Genomic DNA, 12,482 nt, shown 5'->3' with positions numbered 1-12,482 from the left:
ATTTACAGGTTTGCCTGAATTTTCTTTTCCAGTACGGACCGGGGAGCTGCACCCACCTGCTTGTCCACCACCTGGCCACCTTTAATGAACAGGATGGCCGGTATGCTGGTGATACCGTAGTTGATGGATAACTGCGGATTCTGGTCCACATTTACCTTGCCTATATTTACCTTTCCGGCATAATCCTTAGACAGATCTTCGATAACGGGACCTATCGCGCGACAGGGACCGCACCATTCCGCCCAGAAATCGATCACACTCAATTTATCAGAGCTTAATACTTCTGTCTGGAAGTTGGAATCAGTGAATTCTAAAGCCATTGTTTTTTTATTTAAGGTTTTAATATTCTTACCTCTTTCTTATTTCTTCAAAAAATGATCCGCATGCAAATTACTGCATTTTTGACACCTTACTTATTGATTGTTTCTATATACACATCAATATCCGGCTGTTTTGCCAAAAACTGCGCCAGTTCGTCATTCATCTCAATGTGCCGGTTAAAGGTATGCAGCTTTACCGTCAGCTCTTTGTCCCGGTCTATCAGTTGCAGGTACAGCTCGCTGGCGCCCGGGTACTTGCCTGCATTGTCGCAGAGGAAATCCACTACTTCCCGGGTAATGAACTTGGGCATGGTCACCAGGCAGATCTGTTTGGTATGCGTTTTCTTCACCTCCTGCAGTAATTGTATGCTGCCTACCTTGAATTCATACTCCTGGTCATTGAAGCGCTTGGGCTTGAAGCCGCCGTTAATAAACAGGCAGAGCCCGCTTTTCAGGTAGGGGGCAAAACGGATAAAATCTTCGCTCCACAGGGCAAATTCGAATTTACCGGTATAATCCTCGATGGTCATAATACCGAACTGCCGGTTGTTGCGCGATATCCTTTCCTGGGCATTTGTGACGTATACGGCCAGGCGGAAATTGCGCTCCCGTCCGCGGCCTCCGCCGCCCGGGGCGGTGATCTCCGCCTGGTACTCCACCAGCTCCTGCACGGTATTCATGTTATAATACCTGCTTTCAAAGCGGTAATCGTCCAGGGGGTGGCCGGAAATATAAATGCCGGTTACGTCCCGCTCATTATTCAGCTTCATGATCAGGGGCCAGGGATCGCAGGGGGGGATCTTGGGCGGTTCCACGTCCGGCAGCTCGTCCATACCAAAGAGGCTGCCTACGGACTGGGCGCCGGCGGATACCTGGTTGCCGAACCTGATGATCTTGTCCAGCCCGGTCATATTCTCGCCTTCAGCCTTATTGAAATACTGGGCGCGGTGCAGGGCCGGGAAGCAGTCAAAAGCGCCGGACATGGCCAGGGCTTCCAGTGACTTCTTGTTCACAGCCCGCTGGTTCACCCGTTTGATCAGGTCAAAAATGCTGGTATAGGCACCGTTCTGCTGCCGTTCTTCCAGCAGGTTCTCAATGGCGGCTTCGCCCACGCCTTTCAGGCCGGCCAGGCCAAAACGTACCTGTCCCTGCTTATTCACTGCAAAGCCTTTGAAAGACTCATTCACATCCGGCGGCAATACGTCTATGCCCATGCGTTTACACTCTTCCATAAAGAAGGTGATCTTTTCTATATTGCTGGCGTTGTTCAGCACCGCCGCCATGTATTCCGCCGGGTAGTGGGCCTTCAGGTAAGCGGTCTGGTAAGCCACGAAGGCGTAGCAGGTGGAGTGCGACTTGTTAAAGGCGTAGGAGGCGAATGCTTCCCAGTCCGTCCACACCTTGTCGCATACCTTGGGATCGTGGCCGTTTTTGGCGCAGCCTTCCATGAACTGCGACTTCATTTTGTCCAGCACGGCTTTCTGCTTTTTACCCATGGCCTTCCGCAGGATGTCCGCATCTCCCTTGGAGAAGCCGGCCAGCTTCTGGCTCAGCAGCATCACCTGTTCCTGGTACACGGTAATACCGTAGGTATCGCTCAGGTATTCCTCCATTTCCGCCAGGTCGTACTGCACGGGCTCCAGGCCATGCTTACGGCGGATAAAGGTAGGGATGTACTCCAGCGGCCCCGGGCGGTACAGGGCGTTCATGGCGATCAGGTCGTCAAACCGGTCAGGTTTCAGCTCACGGAGGTATTTCTGCATGCCGGGCGACTCAAACTGGAATGTACCGTTGGTTTCGCCTTTCTGGTACAGCTCGTAGGTCTTGGTATCGTCCAGCGGAATATCGTCGATGCTGATCTCCACGCCGTGGTTCTGTTTGATCAGCTCCAGTGCACCTTTGATAATGGTGAGGGTTTTCAGGCCCAGGAAGTCCATTTTAATAACGCCGGCGCTTTCGATGATGCTGCCTTCAAACTGGGTCACCAGCAGGTCGGAGTCCCTGGCGGTGGATACGGGTATCAGCTCGGAAAGGTCTTTCGGGGCGATGATGATACCGGCGGCATGTATGCCGGTGTTACGCACGGAGCCTTCCAGCACGCAGGCCTCGCGGAGCACTTCGCCGGCCAGGTCTTCGCCTTTGATCAGCTCCCGCAGCTTTCTTACATTTTCCAGCTCTTCCGCGCCGAGGGCCTCTTTTTCGGACAGGCTCTTTTCCCCGTCCAGGGGAGCGTTGAAAATACGGTCCAGTTGTATGCCCGGCTTTTCCGGCACCAGCTTGGCCAGGGCATTGCTCTCCGGCAGGGGGAGGTCCATTACGCGGGCTACGTCCTTGATGCTCATTTTGGCGGCCATGGTACCGTAGGTGATGATCTGGGCCACCTGGTTGCGACCATATTTCTGCACTACGTAGTCGATCACCTTCTGGCGGCCTTCGTCGTCAAAGTCCGTGTCAATATCGGGCATGCTCTTACGTTCCGGGTTCAGGAAACGTTCGAACAGGAGATTGTATTTAATGGGATCAATATTGGTAATGCCGATGCAATAGGCTACGGCAGAGCCGGCAGCCGAACCACGACCGGGACCGATGAACACGCCCAGGTCGCGGCCGGCCTTGATGAAGTCCGATACGATCAGGAAGTAGCCGGCAAAGCCCATGTTCTCGATTACCTGCAGCTCGAAGTTGAGGCGCTCTTCTACTTCCGGCGTCATTTCCTGGTAACGCTGGCGGGCGCCTTCAAACGTGAGGTGGCGCAGGTACTGGTCCTGGGTGAAGAACTCCGGCGGTATGGGGAAGTTGGGCAGCAGGATATCCTTTTTCAGGTCCAGCAGCTCCACCTTGTCCACTATCTCGTTGGTATTATCGATAGCCTGGGGCAGGTCGTGGAAGAGCTTTGCCATTTCGTCCCCGGTCTTGAAATAGAACTGGTCGTTATAGAAGGCGAAACGCCTGTTCTTCATGGATACGTCGTCGTCCGCGAACTCCTTGATGGAGGGCGTGCTTTTCTTTTCGCCGGTGTTGATGCAGAGCAGGATGTCATGCGCGTTGGCGTCTTCCTGGTCTACGTAGTGGGAGTCGTTGGAGGCAATGATCTTTACATTGTGTTTGGCGGCATAGCGCAGCAGGGACTCGTTCACCTTGTCCTGCTCGGGTATGCCATGGCGCTGCATTTCCACGTAAAAGTCCTCGCCGAAGATGTTCAGCCACCATTTGAATTCCTCCTCGCCGGCCTCTTCGCCTTTCTTAAGGATGGTTTTGGGCACGGAGGCGCCCAGGCAGCAGGTGGTGGCGATGAGCCCTTCGTGGTATTGGAGGATCAGCTCCTTGTCTATACGGGGATATTTGCCGTACAGCCCTTCAATATAGCCCATTGAGCAGAGCTTGATGAGGTTGCGGTAGCCCTGTTCGTTCTTGGCCAGCAGCACCTGGTGGTAGCGCAGGTCCTTTTCTTCGCGGGTAAAGGAGCGCTTGTGCCGGTTCTCTACCAGGTAAAACTCACAACCTACAATGGGCTTTACTTTCAGCCGTTTGTCCTTCGGGTCAGCGGGGTTCAGGCGGTTATTGTATGCTTCTGCCACAAACTGGAACACGCCGAACATGTTGCCATGGTCTGTAATGGCCAGGGCCGGCATGTTATCGGCCATGGCCTTTTTATAGAGGGATTTAATATCTGCTGCTCCATCCAGCAGGGAATATTGCGTATGTACGTGCAGGTGGGAGAATTGCATGTCTTAATCACTTTTTACGGTCTGTCCTTACGGTGCAAAAATCCTATAAAAAAACGTCCCGTTGTAAAATGTTTTTCCACAGGGCTGCGTTTAGCAGTGTAGCTGCCTGCCTGCGGCCGCCAGTACCGGTTGTTGGGGGGCTAAACATATTAGATATAATCATTAACTTCGCGCAAACTTATTAACCGCTGCTTATGGACGTGAGAAACGGAATTTTCTGGATCACTGCTTTGACAGGTGTATTTGCACTAAGTTCCTGTTCTTCCACCAGAAAGTCTGCCGCCAACAGGTCCGCCTCCTCCGGCAAAGGACAGGTAGAGTTCCTGGACGATATTACGCTGAACCGGAGCAACAACGGGTCGGCCCGTGTGAGCCGGAAAAGTAATGCCGGCAGCATGGCCAGCTCCGCGGGCAGCGCGGAACTGGAAAATGCCCAGGCCTGGCAGTTCAAGTATGCACAACTGCTGGATGTGGCCGTGGAGGAGGTGCGCAATGCCCGCCTGTATCATTTTATTGAGGACTGGTGGGGCACTCCGTACCGTTATGGGGGCAAATCCAAGCAGGGGATCGACTGTTCCGCTTTTGTGAATACGCTGATGTCGGCCGTTTTCCGGCAAAACCTGATGGGCAGCTCCTACCAGATGTATGAGCATGTGAAAAAGCTGCGCTCCCGGAACGAGCTGCGGGAGGGCGATCTGGTGTTCTTCAGCATCGGCCGTAAACGGGTGTCGCACGTGGGCGTGTACCTGGAGAACGACCGGTTTGTGCATGCCTCCACCAGCTCCGGCGTGATGATCAGCGACCTGAATGAGACCTACTGGAGGCGGTATTATACGGGAGCGGGGAGAGTGGAGTAGGATGTCTGAATGTAAATATATATATGCGCATAATTTTATCCCTGTTATTACCTGTTTTCCTGTTTATGCAGCCTGTGTCAGCCCAATATGCCACCAGTGGCACAGGAGTGCTTAAAAATCATATCTGGTGGTTTGACTGGGCCGGTTTTGCCCTTCAAAACGGCGCTTCCAGAACTTTCAACACGGCCGACGGCCTTACGGTCACCATGACCTTTTCTAATGTGACCGGCGCAGTCCCCCAGCCCAGTATCATGAATACATGGTCCGGCGCCGTTTTGCATTTCCTCTATGATTTTACCAATCCTGCCGTACAACCGGCGTTGTTTGCGGATTATACGTTATCGGGAACAACCTTCACGGTACAGATCTCGGCCACCAGGAACGGCCTGCCAACGCCTTTTACTTTTGTAGCTGCAGATGCTGAGGGGAGCGATCTGAGCGAACATACCACATTGGTAACTGACGGAAGCAACTGGTCCATATTAGAGCTGTTCCGGAATTCATCGCAAACTTCCAATCCACTGACCGGTTGTGGTACACAAACCGTAATACTGACAGATACCTATGGCGGAAGCGCCGGTATAGGGCAGAACCCTGTACTGGCAACCACCGCTCCTGCCAGCGGGACATTACAGGTAGATGTGACGTTTAGAAAAACGGTACAGGGCGGGATGGCCATTGCCTTCGGCATATTTGCACCGGTGGACCGCGGCGATCTCCCGGCCAGCTATGGAATGGCGCAACATGCACTTACTTATGTAAATAACAATGGATGCAATTACCTGCCTCCTTTGCCCGGGATCGTGCAGTCACAATCATTAATGCTGGGTGCGCTCCCGGGGGACGCCGATCCTTTGCAGACAACGGATGATAATGCCAGCGGCGCTGATGAAGATGGTGTAAGCAGCTTCCAGGATTATGATGGCAGCGGTACTTACAGCGTTGCAGTAAATGTTCGTAATACAACGGGGAGCAGTGCATTCCTGGCCGGCTGGTTTGATTATGATAAAGATGGCGTATTTAGCAATGGGGAAGCCGTGACGGCAATGGTAGCCAACAATGCTAATGCTGCCTCTCTCACCTGGACCGGATTGCCGCCGTTGCTGCCAACGGGTACGGTGAACGGTTCCGCATTCCGTTTCCGGATAGCCAGCGCTATGGGGGAGGTGCAAAGCCCGACCGGCATAGCGGCAGACGGAGAAGTGGAGGATTATTTTGTGCCCTGCAGCCCCATATCTGTCACCACCACGGCGGATGCAACGATCTGCAGCGGGCAATCCGTGCAACTCGGCGCTTCCGGAGGGGCTGGCTATGATTGGACGCCTGCTACTGGGTTGTCTGATCCGGCAGCAGCGGCCCCTGTTGCCGCTCCGGCCGCCACTACACACTATACGGTTACCGGCCGTAGTGCGGCCGGGTGTTCCGGTACGGCTGCGGTGACCGTAAATGTTCGTTCCCTGCCGGTATTTTCTCATCAGCCGGTCAACCCTTCCGTGTGTGTGGGAGATACGGTATTATTAACCGCTGCCGGCGCTGATGTTTATACCTGGTTGTCTGATGAGGATGAGCCGCTGGCAAGCAGCGCAGCATTCCCGGTACAACCGGATGTCACTACGGATTATAAAATAAGGATGACGGACAATACCTGCAATATAACCGAGGAGCAGACTGTTCGTGTAGTGGTGAATGACCTGCCGGTGACTGCTGTTTCAAAGTCCAATGATCTTGACTGCTCAAACGGGCAGGCCTTGCTGAGTGCCACGGGCGGCGTTAGCTACCTATGGGAGGCTGCAGATGGTATTGCCGACCTTGTTAGCTCCAACCCGGTTGTTTCACCATCGCAAACAACGGTTTACCATGTGCGTATCAGCGATATTAACGGGTGCAGTGCACAGGATTCCATACAGGTGAATGTGGATTTTGTCTCCGCGCGCAGCGTCTATGCAGTGCCTTCTGCGTTTTCGCCAAACGGGGATGGCCGTAATGATTGTTTCGGCCTGAAATACTGGGGACAGGTGACCAGTCTCGATTTTTCGATCTACAACCGGTGGGGCGAGCAGGTATTTCACTCCAACAATCCCAATGCCTGCTGGGATGGCAGATACCGTGAGCATTTGCAACCGGTAGGCGCATACGTATATCAGATAAAGGCAACAACGGCCTGTGGGAACATTGTTAGAAATGGCACTGTAACATTGGTCCTATAGGTAAGCTACGAAAAAATTTTATACCTTCACCAGCTAGTATTTTTCCAACGAAAAACCTAATCGGATCTAATGGCAATCAAGAGCCCTGTTACACATAGTGAGCACGTATCGCTGGTAGCACAGTTTCCAGCGGACCAGATCATTGAAAATTACCGGCAGAGAGGTATCCAGGTAGCACGTTTCTTTAAGGATGTTCCCACCGTGGAGTTATATGAATGCCTGGACACCGGGTACCGTTTTTACTATCCTGGCACGATATTCGGGGATGGGCAGTTCTACGCCGATCTGCAAGAGGCGCATAATCAGTATTACGCCAGAGAAAAGTGGGAGCATACCTATGCTGTATCGAAGATCCGGCCTACAGATAAGGTGCTGGAAGTGGGAACAGGCGATGGTTTTTTCCTTGAGACAATGAAAAACAAGGGAATTGATGCCAGAGGGCTTGAACTGAATCCACGGGCTATTGAAGCAGGACGAGCCAGGGGCCTGCAGATGGATGAAGAATTGATAGAGGAGCATGCCGCCCGGCATGAAGGAGCTTACGATGTGGTATGTACTTTTCAGGTGCTGGAGCACATTTACGATGTACGGGGCTATCTCGATGCCTGTTTACTGGCGTTGAGAAAAGGGGGCAAGCTGATCATTGGTGTGCCTAACAACAATCCATATCTTTATAAGCATGATAAATGGCATTTGCTTAACCTGCCGCCGCACCATGCGGGCTTATGGAGCAAGAAAGCCTTTATGGCATTGCCCGGCTTCTATAACGTGACGGTGGAAAACGTGATTGTTGAGCCTTTGCGAAACGATCGTGGGGAGTACAGGGAGTGGTATGAGGTGCAGGTAGAACATCAGCAAGAGCAACGTCCTTTGCTGGGCAAGGTTATGTCTGTTGTGCCCCGCCCTTTGTATAAAATTGGTATGAAGCTTCTCTCTCCCTTTATTGTGGGGAGAAATATTGTGGCCGTATTCACTAAGCTGTGAGTCTTTTCCCGAAGCTAAATTCTTATTAGGTATTATATTTGTGTTAATGCCCTAAAGGGATGCTAAACAAAAGTATTATGTTGAACGCGATCAAAAAACTTCTGTCGTCCGGCGAAATTGACACAAAATCGGCCGTTGCCTATGATACCGGTGAAATGGCTGAGCTGATAAAAATGAACCGTGCCGCATTACAATTGGTACCCGACTGGATTGATGAGGAGGCGATGAAAGATTCCTGTTTCAGCTATGGCGTTCCTGACTTTATCAGGGGAGATATCAACTATGATATAGGGGAGGAGCTGACCTATACTGACCTGATGCTGTATTTATCACGAAAGCATTTCCCGGAACTGAATTACCTGGAAATCGGCGTTTCTGTCGGCAAGAACTTTTTCCAGTTGCTGCATGGGCGCAACCAGGGGCAATTTACGGGTTACGATATTGAAGAGATCAACCCGGTGTTGGGCCGGATGCTGGAATACCAGGGGAAAACTGAATGGGATACGCCGCGCAGTTCCATCAAAAAAAAGCAATCATCGCTCAGCTCCTTTACGTACAAAAATATGCCGGTACGGTATTTAAGCGCCGATGTATGGGACGAGAACAGTTGGGCCAGGCTGAAAGGAGAGCGGTTCAATATGGTGTTTTCCGACGCGCTGCATACACCGGAAGCGATCCTGTTTGAATTTGAAATGCTGGTGAAGTATAACCTCCTGGCCGACCGGTTTATTATTGTATGGGACGACCTGGTGGGCAAAATGAAGAAATCCTTTTTTAAGATCATTCAAAAATACGACTCGGCGTATAAGATCGAGGACATTTATTTTCTGCACATAAATGGCTGGATTGGAAAGCATGAACCTCCACATTCGGTAGGGATGATCGCAAACTTTAAGCTGTAACATGAAGGTGGTGCTTACAAACCTGTCCGACTACCGTTTCCGGGAGGCACGTACCCGTCTCAATAACTCTGCCAGACAACTCGGTATAGCGCACATCAACAGTTATGATTTTGAAGATATCAAGCAAACCCCGTTCTATGAAGAGAACAGGGAAATACTTGATATCCCCACCGGTTCCGGTTGCTGGCTCTGGAAACCTTACATCATACTGGAAACCATGCGCCAGGTGGAAGAAGGGGATATAGTAGTTTATTCCGATGCGGGGATTGAATTGATAGACAGCATTGAACCACTGGTGCGCATATGTAAAAAGGAACAGCCCGTATTGTTATTTGCCAACGGCAACCTGCCCAACTCCATGTGGACAAAACGCGATTGCTTTATTTTAATGGGTTGCGACCATAAAAAATACTGGCGGGGTACGCAGTGCGACGGCGCTTTTGCCTTGTTCCGAAAGTGTGCACAATCCATAGCATTTCTCCAGGAGTGGCTGGAATATGGGAAAGATAAAAGAATTATCACCGACATCCCTAATACACTGGGTAAAAAAAATCTCCCGGATTTTATAGCGCACCGCAGAGATCAGTCTATCCTTTCCTTATTGGCTGCCAGGCATCATATTCCTATGTACCGGATGCCTACGCAGTATGGCAACCATTACAAGCTACCGGCATACAGGATACAGGGAGAATTCAACTGTGCCGATCAGTATTACCAGAAACAGGTAAGCTATTATTCAGGAAAGCCTATGGCAAATTCGCCTTACGGCCAGCTTCTGGACCATCACCGTGCGGGGAAAAGGCAGGATGGGGAGGCAGTAAGAACAGGCAGGTTTGAAAACTTAGGCGCCAGGATAAGAAGGAAACTATATCTTCTTTGGGTCCGGTTGGATGAACGTATTTTAAATGGATAAACCTACAACGAAATTTTAATGCAATCTCCTTTAATCTCTGTTATTATACCCTCTTTTAACGCAGCAAAAAGTATCCGGCAAACATTGCTCAGCTTGCTAAAGCAGCAGTTTACGGCATTTGAGGTGATAATAATGGATGGGGCATCAAACGATCAAACGGTCCCCATTGTGCAGGAGCTGGCAGGGCGGGACCCGAGAGTTCGTTTCTTTTCAGAAAAAGATAAAGGTATATATGATGCCATGAATAAAGGCATCCAGGCCGCCCGGGGCGAGTGGCTGTACTTCCTGGGGGCTGATGATGAACTGCTGGATGCTTCCGTTTTTCAGCAGATATCCCAGGTATTGCAAAAAACAGGTGCGCTTTTTGTGTATGGGAATGTGCTGTTTGGGGCAGCCAAGCACTGGTACGACGGGCCTTTTGACTATGAAAAGCTGTTGCATGCCAATATTTCGCACCAGGCAATTTTCTATCATAGAAAGGTATTCAGCATAGTGGGCGGGTTTGACATACAGTACAGGACCCATGCCGACTGGGCATTTAATATTAACTGTTTTAAGCATAGGGAAATAGCTATTGAATATGCGAACCTGCTGGTGGCCCGTTTTGGAATGGAGGGCGCCAGTTCCCGGCATGATGTGATTTTTTTACGCGGGTTTTTACTGCCCGAATGGCTCCGGCATATTTACCACGCGGGCATTAGAACCATCCGAAATGTAAAAGTCTATGACGAATGGTGGCGCCTGATCCGCAATGCTGGCATCAGGAACCATCAGCAGTTGCTGCAATTTGCCGGGGAGCTGCAGGTGCCGGCGCCCGTTTTAAGTATGGTGGCCTGGCAAAGCATGGTAGCTGCTTCATGGCTAAAGGCGGGGATGATCTCGAAAGGTCTCATGTTGCTAAACTATCTTTTTAACCGCTTTACCGGGAAGCTGTAAGTATGTAGGTGCTGCTGCAGGAAGACCCGGGCAGAATGCGATAATAGGTTAAGTTCCTACATGTTACGGGAAAAAAACCCTTTCAACTTTTGTAGCGTTGTTTCCGCCAGGTGGTTGATATCTTCTGAAACCTGCAGTTTGACGATCAGTAGTAAGGAGACTGTGGCATATAAGATGGATTGTACGACGGCTTCCAGCAAGGGAATATCAATATGCACCAGGTAATGCGCAATGGCATAGCTACTCAGCAGCACGCCAATGGCTGCCAGCGTACGCCAGGTAAACGGCTGCATTTTGAACTTGACCCAGATCAGTGTGAAGCGGATGACGTTGAATATGAAGAAAGCGATCAGGGTGGCGAGAGCGGAGCCGTTAATCCCCCATTTTTTGATCAGCAGGTAGTTCAGCGGGATAAGGGTTATGATCAGTATCACATTGGTACCCAGGTCCATTTTCCAATACCGGGAAGTGCCCAGTATCTGCGCATTGACCCCGGTGCCCAGTTCAATGACCTTGGAAAGCCCCAGTAAAAGCAATACGGTCTCCGCCCGCATAAACTCCGGGTTTATTCTAAAAATAATGACTGCGTTATGCAGGTTCAGCCATATCAACCCGAACAGGAAGCCGGAGAACAGTAGCATATTAATGGAGGATTTCTGGTATATACGGGAAATGCGCCCCAGGTCCTTGTCTTTCCATGCCTGGGCGATCACCGGTACAGATGCCGCTATAAGTCCTCGCTGAGGCGCTTCCAGCAGGGAGGTAATGTAAGAGGCAAAAGTAAAAATCCCGGCATAAGAGAGTCCCAGCAGGCTGGAAATGATAATGCCGTCAAAGGTCCTGGACACCATGGTGCAAAGGGATACCAGGAACACAAAGAGACCGAAAGGCAGCATTTTCTTATATAGGCGGCGGGTAATTACACTGGTCTTTATGGTAAAGGATATCTGGTTTTTCCGGACCAGGTATATCAGCAGGCATACTGCCGATACGCCATACAATAGTGAGTACACGGTAATAAACTGGTCAAAGTTCAGCCAGTGCAGTATAAAAAGTATGATCAGGAAAGTAGTGAACAACCGTTGCCCCAGTTCTTTGAAGAAGTTGGCAGCCAGGGAGGAAAAATGGTTCCATGCCTGGGCTTCCAGCAGGGAGAATATCAGCAGGAAGAAAGTAAAGGGGTAAATAGCGTAAAAATAGCGCACCAGCATAGGGGAGTTGCCCATGAATTTGCGGATATAGAGGTCTTTAAAAGCAAAGAGGGCTATGGATACGCATACAAAGCCGGCCAGGGATATCAATGTGGTTTTGCCAAAGAGGTCCCGCCGCTGCATGGGCAGCCAGTCACGGTAGTAGGGGTAAAAGCGATACATGACCGGAACAGCGCCGATATTTGCCAGTACGAAGAGCGTTTGTGTAATATCCAGCAGCACGCGGGTAAGACCATATTGTTCCGGTGTAAAATAGTGGCTGGCAAAAAACCAGGTATTCAGCGCGCCAATTACAAATCCTGTATAGATAATGATCGAAGAAACAATGCTTTGTTTTCTGATAGTGCCCATCTTTCGTCAATTGGATGTAAAGATGGGAAAAAATTGAGAGGTGTGGAAAAGTTTGTATGCTCCCGGCCCCGCC

At 50.7% G+C, this 12,482-nt stretch carries 9 protein-coding genes; 6 read left to right on the top strand and 3 right to left on the bottom strand.

Annotation, left to right across the window (positions count from 1 at the left end; translation table 11 throughout):
- Nucleotides 1-2: 2 nt before the first annotated feature.
- Both trxA and dnaE read right to left on the bottom strand, forming a co-directional pair.
- Nucleotides 3-320 carry a thioredoxin gene (gene trxA, locus LX66_RS20560; RefSeq protein ID WP_145717043.1) on the bottom strand — a complete coding sequence of 106 codons (318 nt, stop codon included), beginning with the start codon at nt 318-320 and terminating at the stop codon, nt 3-5.
- Between the two features lie 89 nt (nt 321-409).
- Nucleotides 410-4,048 (bottom strand): DNA polymerase III subunit alpha, encoded by a 3,639-nt coding sequence (gene dnaE / locus LX66_RS20555; protein WP_145717041.1) that lies wholly within the window; start codon nt 4,046-4,048, stop codon nt 410-412.
- 194 nt (nt 4,049-4,242) lie between these two features.
- Between dnaE and LX66_RS20550 the strand changes: the two genes are divergently transcribed.
- The 6 genes from LX66_RS20550 (at nt 4,243) to LX66_RS20525 (ending at nt 10,847) form a co-directional block, all read left to right on the top strand.
- Entirely contained in the window at nt 4,243-4,905 is a 663-nt protein-coding gene (locus LX66_RS20550) for a C40 family peptidase (protein ID WP_145717039.1), read from the top strand.
- 65 nt (nt 4,906-4,970) lie between these two features.
- On the top strand, nt 4,971-7,112 hold the full coding sequence (locus LX66_RS20545) for a CshA/CshB family fibrillar adhesin-related protein (protein ID WP_158642696.1): 2,142 nt from the start codon (nt 4,971-4,973) through the stop codon (nt 7,110-7,112).
- Between the two features lie 69 nt (nt 7,113-7,181).
- The gene (locus tag LX66_RS20540) at nt 7,182-8,096 is read left to right on the top strand and encodes a class I SAM-dependent methyltransferase (RefSeq protein ID WP_145717035.1); all 915 of its coding nucleotides are present in this window, start codon (nt 7,182-7,184) and stop codon (nt 8,094-8,096) included.
- Between the two features lie 77 nt (nt 8,097-8,173).
- Nucleotides 8,174-8,998 carry a class I SAM-dependent methyltransferase gene (locus tag LX66_RS20535; RefSeq protein ID WP_145717034.1) on the top strand — a complete coding sequence of 275 codons (825 nt, stop codon included), beginning with the start codon at nt 8,174-8,176 and terminating at the stop codon, nt 8,996-8,998.
- A 1-nt stretch (nt 8,999) separates the two neighbouring features.
- The gene (locus LX66_RS20530) at nt 9,000-9,911 is read left to right on the top strand and encodes a hypothetical protein (protein ID WP_145717032.1); all 912 of its coding nucleotides are present in this window, start codon (nt 9,000-9,002) and stop codon (nt 9,909-9,911) included.
- A gap of 18 nt (nt 9,912-9,929) precedes the next feature.
- Complete coding sequence (locus LX66_RS20525; RefSeq protein ID WP_145717030.1) at nt 9,930-10,847, top strand: glycosyltransferase family 2 protein; 918 nt, start codon at nt 9,930-9,932, stop codon at nt 10,845-10,847.
- A 56-nt stretch (nt 10,848-10,903) separates the two neighbouring features.
- On the opposite strand, the gene LX66_RS20520 is transcribed toward LX66_RS20525, so the two are convergent.
- On the bottom strand, nt 10,904-12,409 hold the full coding sequence (locus LX66_RS20520) for a lipopolysaccharide biosynthesis protein (RefSeq protein ID WP_145717028.1): 1,506 nt from the start codon (nt 12,407-12,409) through the stop codon (nt 10,904-10,906).
- Nucleotides 12,410-12,482 lie beyond the last annotated feature (73 nt).

It is taken from the genome of Chitinophaga japonensis (genome assembly GCF_007830125.1).
Classification (GTDB): domain Bacteria; phylum Bacteroidota; class Bacteroidia; order Chitinophagales; family Chitinophagaceae; genus Chitinophaga; species Chitinophaga japonensis.
Note: the sequence above shows the minus strand (reverse complement) of the source record. Positions and strands in the feature narration are given on the sequence as shown.